This window comes from Nocardia bovistercoris, assembly GCF_015674855.1.
Lineage (GTDB): Bacteria > Actinomycetota > Actinomycetes > Mycobacteriales > Mycobacteriaceae > Nocardia > Nocardia bovistercoris.
The window spans coordinates 272,214-291,244 of sequence record NZ_JADMLG010000001.1; the positions used below are offsets into that span (position 1 = coordinate 272,214).

The 19,031-nt window shown below is 69.4% G+C and carries 18 protein-coding genes and 1 pseudogene; 7 read left to right on the forward strand and 12 right to left on the reverse strand.

Annotated features, from left to right (window positions below; translation table 11 throughout):
- Positions 1–119: 119 nt before the first annotated feature.
- Positions 120–959: an SAM-dependent methyltransferase gene (locus IT779_RS01235; protein WP_332838600.1), complete on the reverse strand. Its 840-nt coding sequence runs from the start codon at positions 957–959 to the stop codon at positions 120–122.
- Between the two features lie 265 nt (positions 960–1,224).
- Between IT779_RS01235 and IT779_RS01240 the strand changes: the two genes are divergently transcribed.
- Both IT779_RS01240 and IT779_RS01245 read left to right on the forward strand, forming a co-directional pair.
- Positions 1,225–1,851 carry an alpha-ketoglutarate-dependent dioxygenase AlkB gene (locus IT779_RS01240; protein WP_196147248.1) on the forward strand — a complete coding sequence of 209 codons (627 nt, stop codon included), beginning with the start codon at positions 1,225–1,227 and terminating at the stop codon, positions 1,849–1,851.
- A gap of 74 nt (positions 1,852–1,925) precedes the next feature.
- Positions 1,926–2,639 (forward strand): HD domain-containing protein, encoded by a 714-nt coding sequence (locus IT779_RS01245; protein ID WP_196147249.1) that lies wholly within the window; start codon positions 1,926–1,928, stop codon positions 2,637–2,639.
- A 6-nt stretch (positions 2,640–2,645) separates the two neighbouring features.
- Here the strand turns inward: IT779_RS01245 and IT779_RS01250 are convergent, their stop codons facing one another.
- Entirely contained in the window at positions 2,646–3,221 is a 576-nt protein-coding gene (locus IT779_RS01250; RefSeq protein WP_196147250.1) for a TetR/AcrR family transcriptional regulator, read from the reverse strand.
- 88 nt (positions 3,222–3,309) lie between these two features.
- Here IT779_RS01250 and IT779_RS01255 point away from each other — a divergent pair, with 88 nt between their 5' ends.
- Positions 3,310–4,281, forward strand: coding sequence for a quinone oxidoreductase family protein (locus IT779_RS01255; protein WP_196147251.1), 972 nt, complete (start codon positions 3,310–3,312; stop codon positions 4,279–4,281).
- Between the two features lie 81 nt (positions 4,282–4,362).
- Here the strand turns inward: IT779_RS01255 and IT779_RS01260 are convergent, their stop codons facing one another.
- The 5 genes from IT779_RS01260 to IT779_RS01280 all read right to left on the reverse strand — a co-directional run bounded on the left by IT779_RS01260 (position 4,363) and on the right by IT779_RS01280 (position 7,639).
- A complete protein-coding gene (locus IT779_RS01260) occupies positions 4,363–4,917 on the reverse strand; it encodes a DUF4334 domain-containing protein (protein ID WP_196147252.1) in 555 nt (184 codons plus the stop codon).
- 126 nt (positions 4,918–5,043) lie between these two features.
- A complete protein-coding gene (locus IT779_RS01265; RefSeq protein ID WP_332838601.1) occupies positions 5,044–5,310 on the reverse strand; it encodes a YciI family protein in 267 nt (88 codons plus the stop codon).
- Positions 5,307–5,816 (reverse strand): transcription antitermination factor NusB, encoded by a 510-nt coding sequence (gene nusB / locus IT779_RS01270; RefSeq protein ID WP_196147253.1) that lies wholly within the window; start codon positions 5,814–5,816, stop codon positions 5,307–5,309. The genes IT779_RS01265 and nusB overlap by 4 nt, the downstream gene beginning before the upstream one ends.
- 34 nt (positions 5,817–5,850) lie before the next feature.
- Positions 5,851–6,414: an elongation factor P gene (gene efp / locus IT779_RS01275; RefSeq protein WP_196147254.1), complete on the reverse strand. Its 564-nt coding sequence runs from the start codon at positions 6,412–6,414 to the stop codon at positions 5,851–5,853.
- Positions 6,415–6,481: 67 nt separating this feature from the next.
- Complete coding sequence (locus IT779_RS01280; protein WP_196147255.1) at positions 6,482–7,639, reverse strand: M24 family metallopeptidase; 1,158 nt, start codon at positions 7,637–7,639, stop codon at positions 6,482–6,484.
- Positions 7,640–7,871: 232 nt separating this feature from the next.
- Here IT779_RS01280 and IT779_RS01285 point away from each other — a divergent pair, with 232 nt between their 5' ends.
- The 4 genes and pseudogenes from IT779_RS01285 to aroB all read left to right on the forward strand — a co-directional run bounded on the left by IT779_RS01285 (position 7,872) and on the right by aroB (position 12,721).
- Positions 7,872–8,303, forward strand: coding sequence for a prepilin peptidase (locus tag IT779_RS01285; RefSeq protein ID WP_196147256.1), 432 nt, complete (start codon positions 7,872–7,874; stop codon positions 8,301–8,303).
- 125 nt (positions 8,304–8,428) lie between these two features.
- Positions 8,429–9,637 (forward strand): chorismate synthase, encoded by a 1,209-nt coding sequence (aroC, locus tag IT779_RS01290; protein ID WP_332838643.1) that lies wholly within the window; start codon positions 8,429–8,431, stop codon positions 9,635–9,637.
- Positions 9,634–10,152 (forward strand): annotated as a pseudogene (locus tag IT779_RS37365) (shikimate kinase); the annotation flags it as partial. The gene aroC and the pseudogene IT779_RS37365, both read left to right, overlap by 4 nt.
- 1,447 nt (positions 10,153–11,599) lie before the next feature.
- Complete coding sequence (gene aroB / locus IT779_RS01300; protein WP_196147258.1) at positions 11,600–12,721, forward strand: 3-dehydroquinate synthase; 1,122 nt, start codon at positions 11,600–11,602, stop codon at positions 12,719–12,721.
- A 64-nt stretch (positions 12,722–12,785) separates the two neighbouring features.
- Here the strand turns inward: aroB and IT779_RS01305 are convergent, their stop codons facing one another.
- From IT779_RS01305 to alaS, 5 genes are read right to left on the reverse strand one after another with little or no spacing between them, the layout of a single operon-like run.
- Positions 12,786–13,259, reverse strand: a complete 474-nt coding sequence (locus tag IT779_RS01305; protein WP_196147259.1) for a B-4DMT family transporter — start codon at positions 13,257–13,259, stop codon at positions 12,786–12,788.
- 47 nt (positions 13,260–13,306) lie between these two features.
- Positions 13,307–14,164 carry a shikimate dehydrogenase gene (locus IT779_RS01310; RefSeq protein ID WP_196147260.1) on the reverse strand — a complete coding sequence of 286 codons (858 nt, stop codon included), beginning with the start codon at positions 14,162–14,164 and terminating at the stop codon, positions 13,307–13,309.
- Complete coding sequence (gene mltG, locus IT779_RS01315) at positions 14,154–15,785, reverse strand: endolytic transglycosylase MltG (protein ID WP_196147261.1); 1,632 nt, start codon at positions 15,783–15,785, stop codon at positions 14,154–14,156. The genes IT779_RS01310 and mltG overlap by 11 nt, the downstream gene beginning before the upstream one ends.
- Positions 15,782–16,354, reverse strand: coding sequence for a Holliday junction resolvase RuvX (ruvX, locus tag IT779_RS01320; protein ID WP_196147744.1), 573 nt, complete (start codon positions 16,352–16,354; stop codon positions 15,782–15,784). The genes mltG and ruvX overlap by 4 nt, the downstream gene beginning before the upstream one ends.
- On the reverse strand, positions 16,354–19,017 hold the full coding sequence (gene alaS / locus IT779_RS01325; protein WP_196147262.1) for an alanine--tRNA ligase: 2,664 nt from the start codon (positions 19,015–19,017) through the stop codon (positions 16,354–16,356). Before alaS ends, ruvX begins: the two co-directional genes overlap by 1 nt.
- Positions 19,018–19,031 lie beyond the last annotated feature (14 nt).

The window sequence follows — 19,031 nt, forward strand, 5'->3', positions numbered from 1 at the left end:
CGCCTCACCGGACGGTCCGTTAAAGGATGCCTTGACGGTTGCAGCCTAACAGCGGTCGCTGGACGGCCTTCACCAGGCATATCGCGATGTGAGCCCGGCCACGCGAGCCGGGGAGGAAATCAGGCGCGACGGACCGCGCGGATCATGCCGATACCGGGTTCCGACGGCGCGCTCGGTCTGCCGATGGCCTCGACCAGGCCACCCCAGTCCTCGAAGCGGGTATCCCAGCCGAGTCCGGCGAGCAAGTCCTCGACATCCGGGCCGAGTCCGCCCCGAGCGGGCTCGGCCCGCTCGCCGCGCACCAGCGTGCGCAGTTCGTCGTAGCGGTCGGCCTGCGAGTCGGCGTCGAATCGACCGATATCGAAAACACTTCCCGGAGCTGACCATTCGGTCAACCGCTCGACCACGCGCACCGCGGCGGACCGCGACAGGTAGCCGAGCACGCCCTCGTCGACCCACACGGTGGGCACTTCGGCGCTGAATCCGTTGGCGACCAACGCCCCCGGCCACTCATCGCGCAGGTCGGCGACCACCGCGTGACGCACGCAGATCGGGATCGCACCCACCGCGGCCAGCACCGGTTCCTTGAACGCGAACAACTCCGGAAGATCGAGTTCGAACACCGTCACCGTCGACGGCAGCGCCATCCGGTAGGCGCGGGTGTCGAGTCCGGCGCCGAGGATCACCACCTGCGCGCATCCGCCCGCCACGGCGGCCGCGACACCGTCGTCGACCACCCGGACCGCCATCGTCCTGCCCTCGAAGAACTTTTCGGCCAGCGCCTCCACCCGGCCCCAGCGTTCGGGTTCGCCGCTCGCGAAGCTTGGCCGCGCCGCGTCGACGAAGGCGCGCGCCAGCGGGTCGTCGTAGAGACGATCCGCGCGCTCGGACTCCCACATCCTGATGACCGCGACGCCGATCGCCGTCATCGCCACTCCCGCCGTCGGCACTGTCGGCACTGTCGGCACTGTCGGCACCGACTGCCCCGACGCCGACGCGTTTCGGTTCTCTTCGGACATCTCCCGCTCCCCTCATGGTGACACCGCAAAATCGGCGCGGCCCCGCCACGACTCGCAGCTCAGAACGCCTGCGTGACCGTGGACGCGAGCAACACCACTGCACCGTACGGCGATCGCGCGCACCTTCGGCCAACAAGTGATCCCCGTCACTATCGCGACCGTCAACCGCTAGCACATACGTTCGATTCGGTGTAGGTTCGGCTTCATGTCGACACCGTGGCAAGGCTCGTTGCTCGACGGGTTCGGTGCCATCGAGGTCGGCGCACCGACGGGAATGCGCCGAACCGCCCTCGGCCACGGCGCCTGGGTCGACGTGCTGCCGGGTTGGATATGCGGCGCCGACGCGCTGTTCGACCAGCTCGCGAACAACGTCACGTGGCAGGCCGAACGCAGACCCATGTACGACCGGGTCGTCGATGTTCCGCGCCTGCTGCGCTTCTACGGCGCGGACGAGGACCTGCCCCATCCCGCACTCGACACCGCGCGCGCCGCGCTCAGCGCGCACTACCGCGCCGAACTCGGCGAACCGTTCCGCACCGTCGGACTGTGCTACTACCGCGACGAACGCGACAGCGTGGCCTGGCACGGCGACACCATCGGGCGCGGCGCGACCGACGACACCATGGTCGCGATAGCCTCCGTCGGCGCGCCGCGCGCACTGCTGCTTCGTCCGCGCGGCGGCGGTGCGAGCGTCCGATTCCGGGTCGGGCACGGCGATCTGCTGGTGATGGGCGGATCGTGTCAGCGCACGTGGGAGCACGCGGTACCGAAATCGCGCAAACCCACCGGCCCGCGCATCAGCATCCAATTCCGGCCGCGCGGCGTGCGTTAGCGGCGGGTGTCCGGCGGGTGACGAGTCCCGGCGCTCCAGGGCGGCGCGGCGGCGCCACGGATAGATTGACGGGTATGAGCAATCCAGGGGCGGGGGTCTTGGCCGTGATGCCGCTGCACACCATCAGCGAGGTCTACGGCGAAGACGGACTGCGACAGCGACTACTACTCGAGAGCGCCGAGCTCCCCGAGTCCGAACGGGTCACCGCGGCACTCGAACTCGCCGCCGAACTCCATCGCGACGACCGCTACGGCCGCGAACCGTATCTCAGTCACCTACTGCGCGTGGCGATCAGGATCGTCAGCCACTACGAGGTGCGCGATCCCGACCTCGTGGTGGCCGGACTGCTGCACGACGCGGTCGAGGACCATCCAGAGGAACTCGCCGACGGCCGCGACGGCGATGCGCGCACCGCGGCGTTGGCCGCGCTCGCCGACCGATTCGGTACGCGGGTCGCCGACATCGTCGCCGCCGTCACCAACCCGACCCCCGATCCCGGCCGCGACAAACACGAGCAGTACCGCGACCACGTCGCCACCAATCTGGACCGGTCGCCGTTGGCGCGCATCGTCAAACTCTCCGACTTCACCGACAACGGCGTCGGCATCCTCTATGCCACCGGACCGGTCATGGCCAAGCTGGCCACCAAGTACCGACCGCTGACCGACGTCTACCGTGATCTGGTCACTCGGCCGGACACGCCGCTGGCCGAGCATGTCAAACAGCACATCCTCGACCAGTTGGACCGCGCCGACGAACGGTTCGACGCGATCCTGGCCACCGACTGAGCGAGCTCACGGGGAACGCAGCACCGACTCCACCACCGCCCTGACGCTCGCGCGCAGCCGATCGGCCTCCCCCGCGCGCACCATCCGCGCCACCAACTCGCCACCCAGCGGCGCGAGCAGGACCGCGCCGACCGCGTCCGCGTCCAGGTCCGGGCGCACCTCGCGGAGCAGTCCGGCGATGTGGGCGGCCCAGAACGCGTGGAACTCGTCACGTCGGGGATGCGGCGGCACCGATTCGTAGGCGACCACCAGTTCGAGATTGTCGATGACGAGATCGGTCATCGCGTCGAAGTAGGCCACCAGGCGCCGTGCCGGGCTCGCACCCGGCCCCAGCGGGGGCGGACCGGCGGTCACAGCGTTCATCAGGGCGACGGCGGGTTCGGCGATCAGTTCGTGCAGCAGACCCGCCCGACTCCCGAAGCGGTGGAAGACGGTGCCCTTGCCGACCCCCGCCGCGACGGCGACCTGTTCCATGGTGACGGCCTGCGCGCCGTGTTCGGCCAGCAGTGCCCTGGTCGCGTCGAGGATGGCACGCCGATTGCGGGCCGCGTCGGCCCGCTCCCTCGGACGGTCACCGGCCATCGCACCCACTTCCGCGTAGACAAAGTCGACCGGCGGTCCATATAGTTACGGAAATAACTGGACCCTCGGTCAACTTATGGAGTTCTCGATGCGTGCAATCGTAATGACAGGCGTGGGCGGCCCCGAAGTTCTGGTAGTCCGCGACGTGCCACGGCCCGAACCCGACGCGGAGGAACTGGTCATCCGCACCGAGGCCGTTCCGGTGCTCTATCCCGAGACGGCGCTGCGCTCGGGCGCATTCCCCACGCCGGTCGCACCGCCGTTCGTCTTCGGATATCAGGCGGTCGGCACCGTCGTCGCTACGGGATCGCGAGTGGACGACGCGCTGTACGGACGCCGGGTCGGTGTGGCCGCCGGATCCGGTGCGTACGCCGACTACGTCGCCGCGCCCGCGGCATCGGCCACCCCGATACCGGACGGACTCGACGCCGCCACCGCCGCCGCGACGCTCATGAGCGGATCGGTCGCACTCGAACTACTCGACGCCGCCGCGCTCACCGGGACCGAAACCGTCCTCGTCGAAGCCGCCGCTACCGGAGTCGGCGCGGCGCTGACGCAGTTGGCCGCGGGTCGAGGCGTGCGGGTACTCGCCACCGCGGGCGAGGCCGCCAAGGCCGAACGTGCGCGGACGCTCGGCGCCGAGCATGTCTTCGACCACCGCGACCCACACTGGGTCGACCGACTGCGCGACGAGCTCGGACCGGCGAGCGTGGACGTGGTCTTCGACTCCATCGGCGGCGAAAGCGCCGCAGCCATGCTCGAGGTCCTCACACCATTGACCGGACGCCTACTCGGCTACGGATTCCTTTCCGGCGCACCGGCATCGGTGACCGCGGCGGATCTGATCGCGCGCGGACTGACCTTCGTCGGCTGCGCGGGACCGCACTGGCTCGACCAGGTCGCAGGCCGCCGCGCGGACGCGCTGGAGCTGGCTGCGGCAGGCTCCCTTGACTGCCTCGTCGAGTCGGTCCTGCCACTCGAACAAGCCGCCGAGGCCCACCGCCTCGTCGAAGCACGGACACCGCTGGGCAAGATCATCCTGCGCCCGCGGACCAGCTGAGCGATGCCGAGCCGCGTAGGTGGAGCGCCGCCGCTCGACACCGTCGTTCGACGGATGTCGGACGAAAACCAATACCGACGGTCAGCGGCACAGTACGAAGAAATACGGCTCGCGCAGGCCGCGCATGTCCATGACGCCGAACAGCGTGTCGGCGTCGACGCGGCGGAAGTGGTCGATGATCGGCAGGTGGTCGTAAACCATGGCGGCGCTGACCACGCCTCGGTACTCGATGGACCGCAACCGCGCCGCCGGGCGCGTGGTGCGCAGCGCGGCGCCGAGATATCGCAACGACTTGCGTGCGGCGCGCATGCCGGACAACGGCACCTTGCCGGTGAGCGAGAGCGGAACGCGGCGCGGATCGACCGCGAAGATCTTGCCCGTCGTGTCGGAGAACAGCAGTGGGTGCACCGTCTCGGCGTCGTCGAACTGCTTGCCGTACCAGCCCGACGCGCCGAGGACGCCGTCGAACGGATGTCCGGTGTCGATCTCGGATCCGCGCCAGCGCCCGGTCACGATCTCGGGAACGTCGGCGGCGGGCAGCCGGTCGAACAGCGCCAACGCGCGATCCGGCGTGCAACCCGAATTCTGGAACCCGGCCAGTTCCGCCGCCGCCGAGACGACTTCGTCGGTTGTCATTCCCGCACTCCTCACATGTGATGCGACACACCCTTTACCTCGAGCGGGCTCGAGGTTCGAGGATATGAAGCGCTCCCGCCGGATTCCGTACACCCCCGGCGGGAGCCTCCGGCCGCTGAGACGGCCTCAGGGCGAGACGGTGATCTCCCACTCGTACACGGTCAACTCCGAGGAGCCGGTGAGATGCACCGGATCGCGGGAGACCAGCGCCCGGGCGGCTTCGAGGCTCTCGGCGAAGATCACATACGCCCCACCGCTGCCGTCGTTGAACTTGCCGCTTTCGCACAGCCGCCCTTCCTCCAGCAATTCCTGGAGGAAGATCCGGTGCGGTTCGATCACGGCGGCGTCGAACGCGGGCGTGCGCATCGCCATGACCAGGTACTTGGCGCTCACGATCGCGGATCGGGTCGGGGTGCCCTCGTCGCCGCGGCGGCCGCGCGCACCTGCGGGGCGACCAAGACGACCTGACCGAGTACGCCGTTGACGAACGACGGGGAATCGTCGGTGGACAACTCCTTGGCCAGCTCGACCGCCTCGTCCACCGCGACGACCGGCGGAACATCGGTGGCGTGGAACAACTCCCACACCGCGATGCGCAGAATCGCTCGGTCGACCGCGGGCAGCCGCGACAGCGCCCAGTCCTGCAGATAGGACTCGATCGTGCCGTCCACCCGGTCCAGGTCGTCGGCGACGCCCTCGACCAGGGTGTGGGTGTAGGCGTGCACCGGCGCGACCGACTGGTCGTGACCGGCGAGCTCGACCCGCTCGGCGAGCAGATCGGCTACGTCGACATCCCTGGCTTCCGCCTCGAAGAGCAGGTCGACAGCTCGGCGCCTGGCCTTGTGACGGGCGCCGAGCTTCTTGAACGTGGATTTCCTGTCCACCGGCTGTTCGGCCACGGTCGCCATTATCCCCTGCTCGTCGCGACGGCGATCAAGCGTTGACCCGGCCGAGGTAGCTGCCGTCGCGCGAGTCGATACGCAGCTTGTCACCGGTGTTGATGAACAGCGGCACCTGGACCTCGGCGCCGGTCTCCAGGGTGGCGGGTTTGGTGCCGCCGGTGGAGCGATCACCCTGCAGGCCGATGTCGGTGTGCTCGACCACGAGTTCGATGGAGACCGGCAGTTCGACGAACAGCGGGGCGCCCTCGTGCACCGCTACCTGGACCGGCATGTTCTCCAGCAGGAAGCGCGCGCCGTCGCCGATGGTGCCCTCGCCGATGCCGATCTGGTCGAAGGTCTCGCCGTCCATGAAGATGTAGTCGCTGCCGTCGTGGTACAGGTAGGTCATATCGCGGCGGTCGACGGTCGCGGTCTCCACCTTGACGCCCGCGTTGAAGGTCTTGTCGACGACCTTGCCGGACACCACATTCTTCAGCTTGGTCCGCACGAAGGCGGGGCCCTTGCCCGGCTTGACGTGCTGGAATTCGGTGATCTGCTGGAGCTGACCGTCGATTTTCAGCACTAGGCCGTTCTTGAAGTCGCTGGTGTCCGCCACTGTCCTCGGATCTCCTTGGTCGTAAAACTTCGTTGTCTTCGCGTTGCGCCGGGTTCGGCGATCGACGTCATTCGACGACGATCAGGTCTTTGTCGGTGTGGGTGAGAAGTTCCGGGCCCCCTTCGCGCACCACCAGCGTGTCCTCGATCCTGACCCCGCCGCGGCCGGGAAAGTACACACCAGGTTCGACGGTCACCGCCACACCAGTCAGGAGTGTACCGGTTCCGGATTTGGCGATTCCGGGCGCTTCGTGGATCTGCAATCCGACGCCGTGGCCGAGTCCGTGCACGAACAGCGCTCCGTGCCCGGCCGCCTCGATCACCGATCGCGCCGCCGCGTCGACGTCGGCGGTCTTCGCGCCCGGCCGTAGCGCCTTGCAGCCCGCTCGCTGCGATTCGGCGACCAGCGCGTAGACCTCACGCTGCCATTGCGCGGGCGGGCCGAGCACGAGGGTACGGGTCATGTCGGAGTGGTAACCGCCGACCACCGCGCCGAAATCGAGCTTCACGAAATCGCCCGCGACCAGCACCGCGTCGGTAGGGCGGTGATGCGGCACGGCGGAATTCGCGCCCGCCGCCACGATCGTCTCGAACGAGATCGCCTCCGCGCCGTGTTCGAACATCGCCCATTCGAGGTCGCGCGCCACCTGCCGCTCGGTGCGGCCCGGTCGCAAGGCGCCGCGTTCCAGCAGCGCCGCGAGTCCGGCGTCGCCCGCCGCGCAGGCCAAGCGCAGCCGCTCGATCTCGTAGGCGTCCTTGACCGTGCGCAACTGCTCGACCAGACCGGGCGTGGCCACGAAGTCCAATCCGGTGCGCTGATCGACGAAACCGCGGTGCTGATCGACGGTGACGACGTGGCTCTCGTAGCCGACGCGGCCGAGCTTCCACTCACCCGCCAGCTCCAGGATCCGGCGAGCGGGCGCCTTCGAGATCTCGGCGCACAGATCGGGTACCTGGTCGGCGATCTGGCTGCGGTAACGGCCGTCGGTGCCGATCACGGAACGCTCTTCGACCTCGCGCATATCCCAGGAGTGCACGAGCAGCGCGGCGTTGGAGCCGGTGAATCCGGTCAGGTATCGGATGTTCACCCGATCGGTGACGAGCAGGGCATCGACCTCGTTCTCCACCAGCAGACCGCGCAACGCGCCGCGACGCGCCGCGTGGTCGGGTCGACGATTGTCGAGGCCATGCTCGTCGGGGCCGCGGCTCGCATGATCAGCAGACATGGATCCAAGTTACCGCTCCGCCACCGCTCGGGAAATCCATCCTCGGCCACGATCACGACCGGCACGCATGACCGGCGTGAACGCTCGGCCGCCGGTCACGGCGGTGTTGCCCACTCCGGACCCACGCTGAATCCCCTTGGTGCGGAACAGCGGATATCCACATCTGGTCGATCCATCCACATTCGCGCCGCGACCGGGCCCGGAGCCGCGATGCGGGGTGAGGCTGGACGGCATGGATCTCCCGAGCTTCACGATATTGACGGCATGGTGCGCGGCCCTGTGCTGGTTCGACTTGCGCCACCGCCGCCTGCCCAACGCGCTCACCGGCTACGGCGCCGCCGCAGTACTCGGATACGCCTTGGGCACAACGCGATTCACGGTCGCGGTGGCAGGTGGGGTCGTCCTCGCCGCGGCCTATCTGAGCGTGCACCTGTACGCACCCGCGGCGCTCGGCGCGGGCGATGTGAAGCTCGCGGCGGTACTCGGCGCGGTCGCCGCGATGCACGGCGCCCGGGTGTGGACCTGGTCCGCGCTGCTCGCGCCGGTCGTCACCGCCGCTGTCGGCGTCGCGCTGCTCTTCGCGCGACACACCGATCGCACCGTTCCGCACGGACCCGCCATGTGCCTGGCCACACTGGTGGCCCTCGTCACCATGCCGCCGTGAGCCGGGCGGTTGCGCTCGGTCCCGTCGGGCGCGATGACCAAGAGACCGAACCACCGCACGACGTGCCCCCGATCACGGTCGCCCGGATGCGGGCGCACCGCCGCCGACATGGAAGGATGTACAGCGTGCTGCGCTGGATAACTGCTGGAGAATCTCACGGTCCCGCCCTCGTCGCCATCCTCGAAGGGATGATCGCGGGCGTAGAGGTGACATCCGAGGATATCTCCGCGCACCTGGCCCGCAGGCGGCTCGGTTACGGGCGCGGCGCCAGGATGAAATTCGAGGCCGACAAGGTCACGATGATCGGCGGCGTCCGGCACGGCCGCACCATGGGCGGCCCCGTGGCGATCGAGATCGCCAATTCCGAATGGCCGAAATGGACCACGGTCATGTCCGCGGACCCGGTCGACGAGGCCGAACTCGCCGATCTGGCGCGCAACGCGCCGCTCACCCGTCCGCGTCCCGGCCACGCCGACTACTCCGGCATGTTGAAGTACGGCTTCGACGACGCCCGCAACGTCCTCGAGCGGGCCAGCGCGCGGGAGACGGCGGCGCGTGTCGCGGCGGGCGCCGTCGCGCGCAACTTCCTGCGCCAGGCGTTCGGGGTGGAGGTCGTCTCCCACGTCGTGTCTATCGGCGGCGCGGCCAATACCACCGGCGTTTTCCCCACCTCGGGCGATCTGGCCGCGGTAGACGCGAGTCCGGTGCGGGCTTTCGACGCCGACGCCGAAGCGGCGATGATCGCCGAGATCGAGGCGGCCAAGAAGGATGGCGACACCCTCGGCGGCATCGTCGAGGTGATCGTCGACGGGCTCCCGGTCGGTCTCGGATCGTTCGTCAGCGGCGCCGAACGCCTGGATTCCCGACTCGCGGGCGCCCTCATGGGCATCCAGGCGATCAAGGGCGTCGAGGTGGGCGACGGGTTCGAGACGGCGCGCAGGCGCGGCAGTCAGGCACACGACGAGATGCGCCCCGGTCCCGACGGCGTCCTGCGCTCGACCAATCGCGCGGGTGGACTCGAGGGCGGTATGACCAACGGCGAACCGCTGCGGGTACGCGCGGCCATGAAGCCGATTTCCACGGTGCCGCGCGCGCTTTCCACGGTCGACATGACCACCGGCGAGGAGGCCGTCGCGATCCACCAGCGTTCCGACGTGTGCGCAGTGCCCGCGGCGGGCGTGGTCGCCGAGGCCATGGTCGCGCTGGTCGTCGCGCAGGCGGCGCTGGAGAAATTCGGCGGCGACTCGCTGGGCGAGACCATCGACAATGTCCACAGCTACGTCAAGCGAGTAGGCAACCGGCCACACATACCCGCGGACAGTCGGTCGCAATGATCGTGCAGACCGACCCGCGCGCCCCCCGCGTTGTGCTGGTCGGACCGCCGGGGGCCGGGAAATCCACGATCGGGCGCAAGCTCGCCCGCGAACTCGGCGTCGAACTCTACGACACCGACGCCGGTATCGAATCCGAGACCGGGCGCACGATCGCGGAGATCTTCGCCGCCGAGGGCGAGCCCGAATTCCGTCGGATCGAGGAGCGTGTGGTGCGCCGCGCGATCCTTGCCGAACGCGGCGTGGTGTCGCTGGGCGGCGGCGCCGTGCTGTCGGAGCACACCAGGGCGCTGCTGCGCAATCGCACCGTGGTGTACCTCGAGATCAGCATCGCCGAGGGATTGCGACGCACCGGGGCGAGCACGCAGCGCCCCCTGCTCAACAGTCCCGATCCCGGTGCGAAGTACCGCGAGCTGATGCGCAAGCGCCGCCCCCTGTACCGGGAGGTCGCCACCGTCCGCGTGCGCACCGACGGACGCAGCCCCGGCCGCGTGGTGCGCATGATCCTGGCCAAACTCGGTATGGAGTCGGTAGCCCTGACCCCCGACCCCGACCCGGAAACCGCACAGATTGCGCAGACCGCGATCCCTCGCGGCAGCAGGCGTTCCCGAGCCCGCCGCCGCGCCCGGGCCAGAGCCGCCGCGCGCCGCCGCGCGGATGACGACTCCGACACTTCCACCGCACCCACCGAACGCGAACCCGGCACCGCGCCCGGCGAAAGCCTATCCGCGGCGGTCGAACCGGGGACGCGAAATCCCGGCAGCCGCACCCAACGCGCCGGAACGGCGGAAAACCACTCCGCGGCAATGACTCCCGGCGACGCTCGAGTAGATGCGAGCGTGGCGGATACCGCAGCGAATCGATCACTGCCCGCGGCACTGCCCTCCGACCCAACCGAGCAGCGCGGCGACGTTCGCGGCTCATCGCGACACGAGAGCGCCGCGTCCGCTCGCGTCCGCCGCACACGCCGAGTTCGCCGTGCACCCGGTGCACCGAACTCCTCTGCGCCGAACTCCCTCGTCGCGCAGGGCAAGGCCCTTCGCGACAGTCCGGGCGAGCCAGCGCAGGCAGCCGTCGCCGACCGAGACGCGACCGCACACCGGCGCGCCGACCGCGACGAACCCGCAGGCCGGCCCAGCGAACTCGAGTCGGCCGCCACCGACGCGAAGAATCCCATCGGCACACGCGACATCACCAACCCGCGCTGCACCACCGATCCAATCCACACCACCGACTCGGGCCGCCCCACCGGCTCGCACGATGCCCCCCAGCCACGCCACCCCGACGCAAGGCATCCCATCGGCACCCGCGATACCGCCGACACACCTGGCACCACCAACCTGATCCACACCGCCGACTCGCCCCGCCCTACCGACTCGCCCCGCCCTACCGACTCGCCCCGCCCTACCGACTCGCACGACGCCCCCCAGCCACGCGACCCCGACCCAAGGCATCTCGTCGGCTCACGCGACACAGCGGCCCCGCAGGCGATCAAAGATCCGAGTCGCACCGCCGACTCCACCGATGAGACGGCAGCGTCATCGATGCGGGACCGGCCGGCATCCGAGTCCGACGGTATGACCGATTCGGACCCTCCTTCGGACCCATCCGACGCAACCACCGACAACCGTTCCCCAGCTCCCGCCCGCGCGAGCGAATCGGGCGGGCGACCGTCCTCGGGTGGACGCGCTCGCCGCGCCCGAGCACGCCGAGCGCGTGCCCGCGCGGCACAGCAGTCGGCGCTGACCGAATCGGAGCAGCGGCCGTGACCGCTCGACATCCGTCCGCCACCGCACAACGCAACTCGGCCACGAACGCGGCAGCGCGCACCCAGGCTCGCTGCACAGCAGCGCGCAGTTCAGCCACCGAGACCGCAACGCGCGGCCGGGTCGCGAACCTGCCGGGAACGGTGCCGCGGGCGCCTGCGGTGTGCGCGCCGTTCGTTTCTAGAGAATCGGAGCATCAGTGACAGAACCGAGCCGTATTCAGGTCGAGACAGCCGACCCGTACCCGGTGATCATCGGGCGAGGGTTGCTCGGCGACCTCGTGGACGCGGTGACCGGAGCCACCACCGGTGTGCGCACGGTCGCGATCTTTCATCAGCCGCCGCTCACCGAGACCGCGGAAGTGGTGCGCAAGGCGTTGGCGGACACCGGGATCGACGCGCATCGGGTCGAGATCCCGGATGCCGAGGCCGGTAAGGATCTCGCTGTCGCCGGGTTCTGCTGGGAGGTGCTCGGTCGGATCGGGCTGACTCGCAACGATGTCGTGGTGAGTCTCGGCGGCGGTGCGGCGACCGATCTGGCCGGATTCGTCGCGGCCACCTGGATGCGCGGTGTGCGGATCGTGCACGTGCCGACCACCCTGCTCGCGATGGTCGACGCGGCGGTCGGCGGCAAGACCGGCATCAATACCGAGGCCGGAAAGAATCTGGTGGGCAGTTTCCACGAGCCCGCCGCGGTGCTGGTCGATCTGGCGACGCTGGAGACGGTGCCGCGCAACGAGATCGTCGCGGGCATGGCCGAGATCATCAAGGCGGGTTTCATCGCCGACCCGGTGATTCTCGATCTGATCGAACGCGATCCCGAGGTCGCTCTCGACCCGACCGGCGACGTCCTACCCGAGTTGATCCGCCGGGCGATCCAGGTGAAGGCCGATGTGGTCGCGGTCGATCTGAAGGAGTCGAGCCTGCGCGAGATCCTGAACTACGGGCACACCCTCGGCCACGCCATCGAACGGCGGGAGCGCTACCGCTGGCGACACGGCGCCGCGGTGTCGGTCGGCCTCGTCTTCGCCGCCGAACTCGGCCGTCTCGCCGGTCGCCTCGACGACGCGACCGCCGACAGGCATCACGCGATCCTGACCAGTATCGGCCTGCCGACCAGCTACGACGGCGACGCACTGCCCGCATTGCTCGACGCCATGCAGACCGACAAGAAGACCCGTTCCGGCGTGCTGCGTTTCGTCGTCCTCGACGGACTCGCCAAGCCGGGCCGTCTGGAAGGCCCCGATCCGGCGCTGCTCGCGGCGGCCTATTCGACCATCGCCCGCGAGGAGAGCCCCACCGGCGGCGCGGTCCTGCTGTAGCGCAATGAGACGAGGGGCGCACCCCGACGGATGGAGCGCGCCCCTCGGGCTCGATGCGAAAAGTTCAGGCCGCGGCGGGCAGTCCGTGCGACAGGTGCGAGGTCGAGTCGCCACCCGACTTGCGTCCGGCAAGGCGACGACCGATGCCGACGCCGATCAAGGCCGGGATGAAGATCAGCAGGATGATGAACGACGCGCCCGCGGTCAGTTCGAACAGCAGGCCGTTGTCGCCGAGGTCGATCTTCGGGAGGAAGTCGAGGATCCAGGCCACCGCGCCGCTGCCCAGCCCACCCGCCACCGCGGCCTTCAGCCACAGGATGGTCAGGTCGGCGCCGCGTTCCGGGTCACCGTGGGCGATCCGGTCGCGGCGGCCGTCGAGTACGCCCCAGGCAAGGACGGCGGCCAGCAGCACGACCAGGCACAGCAGCCGCATCCACGCACCGTGCGTCGGCCAGTGCACCATGCCGAAGCCGAGTGCGGTGCGCAGGCCGACGACCAGCGCGCCGAGCGCGACGGCTCGCAGTACCCAAGAGATCATGGTCACCACCTTAATGCTCGGATCACTCGATCCGAACGGAACCCTTTTCAGCGATCGAGGTCGGCCGCGTCCAGCGCCGCCGCCATCTCCGCGCGCGGCGCGGACCGACCGGTGAACTGCTCGACCTGACCGTATGCCTGATTCAGCAGCATCCGCAAGCCACCGACGACGGCGTGCTCGGCGCGGACCACGGCGACCGCGAGCGGTGTCGGCCACGGGTCGTAGATGGCGTCGAGCACCACCGGGGCCGCCGCCACCGGTTCCGCGACGACGGCCGCGGCCTCGGCGGGGATGGTGCTGACCACCGCATCCGATTCGGCGCACGCCGTGCGCACCGCGCGCGGCTCGAATCCGGCGACCGTGACGGCGAGGCCGAGCCGTTCGGCCAGTTCCCGCGCGCCCCGCGCCCGCCCGGCGTCCCTGGCCAGCACGGTGACCTGTTTTGCCCCGAGCTCGGCAAGCGCCAGCAACGCGGGCCGCGCCGTGCCGCCCGCGCCGAGGACCACGGCGGAATCCACCGTGGTCACGCCGCCTTCGCGCAACGCGCCGAGCACGCCGTCCACGTCGGTGCAGTCGGCGCGCCACCCGTCCACCTCCCGGACCAGCGTGTTGGCCGAGCCGACCAGCAGCGCGCGTTCGGTGCGCACGCTCGCGTACGCCAGCGCCGCTTCCTTGTCCGGCATCGTGACCGACAGCCCGACCCATTCGGGTCCGAGGCCGTCGACCAAACCCGGCAACCGTTCGGCATCGCATTCGAGCCGTTCGTAGGTCCACGGCAGCCCGAGTGCCCGGTAGGCGGCCAGGTGCAGCAGCGGCGACCGGGAATGCGCGATCGGCTTGCCTAGGACCGCCGCCTTCCTGACGGCGCCGGTCGCGGTGTTCGTTCCGGTCGGCTCAGCGCCCACTGTCGAGGATTCCGCTCTGCTCGGCCTTCTGGATATTGCGCAGGTGTTCGGAGTAGCTCTGGGTGAACAGGGTGGTGCCCTTCATGTCGATCGTCACGAAGTACAGCCACGGCCCCGGTTCCGGATTCTCCATGGCGCGCAGTGCGTTCAGCGACGGCGCGGCGATCGGATTGGCGGGCAGTCCCGTCATCGCGTAGGTGTTCCACGGCGTCTTGGTGGCGCGGTCGGAGTCGGTGGTGGCGACTTCGGTGCGGTCGAGCGAGTAGTTCACCGTGGAGTCGAATTGCAGTTGCTGGCCGACCTCGAGACGGTTCACGATGACCCGCGCCACCTTCGGCATGTCCTGCGGCAGCGCTTCGCGTTCGACCAGGGAGGCCGCGATCAGCGTCTCGTAGGGCGACAGTTTCGTCGCCGCGCCCGATTGCAGCAGCCCGGTGGACTCGTATCCGGCGGCGCTCGCGCCGATGAGCTGTTTGAGGATCTGCTGCGGGGGTGCGCTGGGATCGAAGTCCCAGGTACCGGCGGCGATCAGCCCTTCGAGCTGCCTGCTGCGGTCGGGTGCGGCGCGCACCGACGATTCGGCCCAGCTCGGCACGCCGAGCGCGGCGAGGTCGCTGCCCGATCCGGCGGTCGCGAGCTGTTCGGCGGTGACGCATTTCTGTGCGGTTCCGGTGCCGATGCAACTCGCCGCGGCGATCTTGGTGTAGATGCCTTCCTTGCGGGCGCCGGTGTTGACGTCGTGCTGATCGTGCAGCAGCCGCCCCTCCGAGACGACGACATTGCCGACCCTGGCGTTCTTGGCGAGCAGTGCGGCGACGGCCTCGGCCGCGGGCGATTTGCTGGGGATCGCGTAGAAGCCCGGCTGCACCGAACTCATGCCGGTGTTGCGCACGGCCGCTTCGTAGAACGCTCCGCTGCTCTTGACCACGTCCTTGTCGACCATGGTCGAGGCGATCTGGCGTGCGGTGTCGCCGGGGTGCACCTGCACCACCACCAGCGGTCCCGCCTGCCCCGCGTAGTCCTCGGGGCCCGCCATGGATTTGGCGAACCGCATGGCCGCGAATCCGACCGCACCGATGAGCAGCACCGCGAGCAATCCGCCGATCAGCCACATGTTGCGGCGGCGGCGTTTGCGTTCGACCGCCTTGCGAGCCGCCGCACGCGACCGTTTCCCGCGACCGCCGGCACGCCCGCCGCGTCGTTCGGCGGCCTCGCGCCCGATCCGCCGCGGGCCTGCGCCACCGGCCCCACCGCGCGCCGCCACCGCACCGCCGGCACGCCTGCGGGGTGGTTCCGGCTCCTCGTCGGGTTCGTCGTCGTATTCGTCGTAGGCGTCCGCCTCGGCGTAGCCGGAAGGGTCGGCGTAGTCGGCGGGGTCGTCGTAGCCGGGCGGGTCGTCGTAGTCGGGATCGTCGTAGCGCGGCTCGTCATCGGTGTAGCGCGGGATGACGGTGGTCGCGTCCTCGTAATCGTCCCACTCGTCCGATTCGCCGTGCGGGTCGGCACGGGCGTGTCTCGCGCGGCGTTCGTCTTCGGCCCAGGCTTGATCGTCTCTTCGATAGCGTCGGTCGGCCTCGCGCTGTCGGTAGCGTTCCTCGGCTCGTGTCCACCGATCCGTCATGCATCGTCTCCGAACGACGCGTCACCGTGCGACGCCTCTTCGACCGACTTCAACACCGCACTCCGTTCGTCCAACCATCCTTGCAGGATCGCCACGGCCGCCGCCTGGTCGATCACCTGCCGCCGGCCACGCGCGCGAACTCCACTGTCCCGCAATGCACGTGCAGCTGACACGGTAGTCAAACGTTCGTCGGAAAGCCGGATCGGCACGGGATCGAGGTGCGCACGCAAACGTTCGGCGAATGCGATGGCGAGGTCGGCGGCGACCCCTTTTTCACCGCGCAACGTCTTCGGAAGGCCGACGATCACCTCGACCGCCTCGTATTCCCGCACAATTTCGGCAATCCTGTCGATATCCGGCGAAGGGCCGACCGCGCGCGTCTTCGCGGCGCGCGGCACCGTCTCCACCGGCGTGGCGAGGATACCGTCGGGATCGCTCGCGGCGATACCGATTCGGACGCTGCCGACATCGATGGCGATCCGCCGACCCCGTCCGGGATCGGCGGCGGGATCGGGCCGATCCGCGTCGCGCGGACGGCCCGAGGACACCGGGTTGTCTGGGCGATGCATCACCCGGCCGATTCGGCCACCCGCGCGCGGACCGCGGCCAGTCCGGCCGCGATACCCGTGGGATCGGAACCGGCGCCCTGGGCCATCTCCGGTTTGCCGCCGCCGCGTCCGGCGATACTCGAGCCGAAACTCGACACCAGGTCTCCGGCCTTGAAACCGAGTTCCTGGGCGGGCTTGTTGACCGTGACCACGAAGGGCACCTTGCCGTCGACATCGCCGAGCAGCACCACGACGGCGGGCTCGGCGCCGAAGCGGCCGCGAATATCGGTGGCGAGGGTGCGCAGGTCACCGGCGGGCACGCCCTCGGGCGCGGCCACGGCGACCAACAGCACCGAGCCGATCCGCTCGGCCTTGTCCACGAAGGAGGCCGCCGAGGCGAGCACCGCGGCCGTCTTGGTCCGCTCGAGTTCCTTCTCGGCGACCTTGAGCCGCTCCACCAACTGCTCGACCCTGGCGGGCACCTCGTCGCTCGGCACCTTCAGCGAACTCGCCACACCGGCGAGCAGCGCGCGCTCCTTGGCGAGATACCGGTAGGAGTCGAGGCCGACGAACGCCTCGACGCGCCGGATACCCGACCCGACCGAGGATTCGCCGAGCAGGGTGATCGGGCCGATCTGCGAGGAGTGCCGCACGTGTGTGCCGCCGCAGAGTTCCATGGAGAACGGCCCGCCGATCTCGACCACCCTGACCTCGTCGCCGTAGTTCTCGCCGAACAGCGCGAGCGCGCCCATCCGCTTGGCGTCGGGCAGATCGGTGACGAAGGTGTTCACCGGGAAGTTCGCGCCGACCGCGTCGTTGGAGACCGCCTCGATATCGGCCTTCTGCCGGTCCGAGAGCTGCCCCTGCCAGTTGAAGTCGAAACGCAGGTAGCCCGGCTTGTTCAGCGAACCGGCCTGCACCGCGTTGGGGCCGAGCACCTGGCGCAGCGCCGCGTGCACCATGTGGGTGCCGGAATGGCCCTGGGTGGCGCCGTTGCGCCAGGCCTGGTCGGCCTGGGCGAGCACGGCGTCGCCCTCGGTGATCTGGCCCTGTTCGACGGTGGCCTTGTGCACCCACAGCGTCTTGGCGATCTTCTGCACGTCGTCGACGCGCAGCTTCACCCCCGACGCGGTGATGGTGCCGCGATCGGCGATCTGACCGCCGGACTCGGCGTAGAGCGGGCTGCGGTCGAGGATCACCTCGACGTCCTGGCCCTGGCTCGCGACCGGCGCCCGCACCCCGTCGATGATGAGCGCGAGCACCGTGGCCTCGGAGGTGAGTTCGTCGAACCCGGTGAACTCGGTGGCGCCGCGATCGACGAGTTCCTTGTAGATCGTGAGGTCGGCGTGGGCGTGCTTGCGCGCCTGCGCGTCCTCCTTGGCACGCTTGCGCTGCTCGGCCATGAGGGTGCGGAAACCGTCCTCGTCCACCGCGAGTCCGGCCTCGGCCGCCATCTCGAGGGTGAGGTCGATCGGGAAGCCGTAGGTGTCGTGCAGGGTGAAGGCGTCGGTTCCGGGGATGGTCCGCCCACCTTCGGCCTTCACCGCGGCCGCGGTGTTGTCGAACAGGGTGGAGCCGGTGTTCAGCGTCTTCAGGAACGCCGTCTCCTCGCCCACCGCGACCGTCTCGATGCGGCGCAGATCGGTGGCGAGTTCCGGATACGAGGGAGCCATCAGATCGCTGACGATCCGCATGAACTCGGCCATCACCGGCTTCTCGGCGCCGAGCAGGCGAGCCGAGCGCACGATCCGGCGCAGCAGGCGGCGCAGCACGTAGCCGCGGCCGTCGTTGCCGGGGTTGACGCCGTCGGCGATGAGCATGGCCGCGGTGCGCGCGTGGTCGGCGATGACGCGGAACCGCACGTCGTCAGCGTGTTCGACGCCGTAGGAGCGGCCGGTGAGTTCCTCGGCCTTGTCGATGATCGGGCGGAGCAGATCGGTCTCGTAGACGTTCTCCACGCCCTGCAGCAGGAACGCGACCCGTTCGACGCCCATGCCGGTGTCGATGTTCTGCTTGGGCAGCGGGCCGAGGATCTCGAAATCGTCCTTGCCGCGCCCCTGGCCGCGCTCGTTCTGCATGAACACGAGATTCCAGATCTCGATGTAGCGGTCCTCGTCGGCCTCGGGGCCGCCCTCGACACCGAATTCGGGGCCGCGGTCGAAGTAGATCTCCGAACACGGACCGCACGGGCCCGGAATGCCCATCGACCAGTAGTTGTCGGCCATGCCTCGGCGCTGGATGCGCTCGGACGGCACGCCGATCTCCAGCCACATCCGCTCGGCCTCGTCGTCGTCGAGGTAGACGGTGACCCACAGCCGTTCGGGGTCGAATCCGTAGCCGCCGTCGGCGACCGGCGCGGTGAGCAGCGTCCAGGCCAGCGAGATGGCCTCGCGCTTGAAGTAGTCGCCGAAGGAGAAGTTGCCCGCCATCTGGAAGAAGGTGTTGTGGCGGGTGGTGATGCCGACGTTCTCGATGTCGAGGGTGCGCACGCACTTCTGCACGCTGGTCGCCCGCGCGTACGGCGGGGTCTGCTGACCGAGGAAATACGGCACGAACTGCACCATGCCCGCGTTGACGAACAGCAGGTTGGGGTCGGCCAGGATCAGCGAGGCGCTCGGTACCTCGGTGTGGCCGGCACGGACGAAATGGTCCAGGAAGCGCCGTCGGATCTCGTGGGTCTGCACGGATATCCAGCCTA

What these genes read in the sequence shown, in the direction of transcription:
- IT779_RS01240 (WP_196147248.1), top strand. Translation starts at nt 1,225, where the DNA reads ATGTCGACACCGTGGCAAGGCTCGTTGCTCGACGGGTTCGGTGCCATC.
- IT779_RS01245 (WP_196147249.1), top strand. Translation starts at nt 1,926, where the DNA reads ATGAGCAATCCAGGGGCGGGGGTCTTGGCCGTGATGCCGCTGCACACC.
- IT779_RS01250 (WP_196147250.1), bottom strand. Translation starts at nt 3,221, where the DNA reads ATGGCCGGTGACCGTCCGAGGGAGCGGGCCGACGCGGCCCGCAATCGG.
- IT779_RS01255 (WP_196147251.1), top strand. Translation starts at nt 3,310, where the DNA reads ATGCGTGCAATCGTAATGACAGGCGTGGGCGGCCCCGAAGTTCTGGTA.
- IT779_RS01260 (WP_196147252.1), bottom strand. Translation starts at nt 4,917, where the DNA reads ATGACAACCGACGAAGTCGTCTCGGCGGCGGCGGAACTGGCCGGGTTC.
- IT779_RS01280 (WP_196147255.1), bottom strand. Translation starts at nt 7,639, where the DNA reads ATGTCTGCTGATCATGCGAGCCGCGGCCCCGACGAGCATGGCCTCGAC.
- IT779_RS01285 (WP_196147256.1), top strand. Translation starts at nt 7,872, where the DNA reads ATGGATCTCCCGAGCTTCACGATATTGACGGCATGGTGCGCGGCCCTG.
- IT779_RS01305 (WP_196147259.1), bottom strand. Translation starts at nt 13,259, where the DNA reads ATGATCTCTTGGGTACTGCGAGCCGTCGCGCTCGGCGCGCTGGTCGTC.
- mltG (WP_196147261.1), bottom strand. Translation starts at nt 15,785, where the DNA reads ATGACGGATCGGTGGACACGAGCCGAGGAACGCTACCGACAGCGCGAG.
- ruvX (WP_196147744.1), bottom strand. Translation starts at nt 16,354, where the DNA reads ATGCATCGCCCAGACAACCCGGTGTCCTCGGGCCGTCCGCGCGACGCG.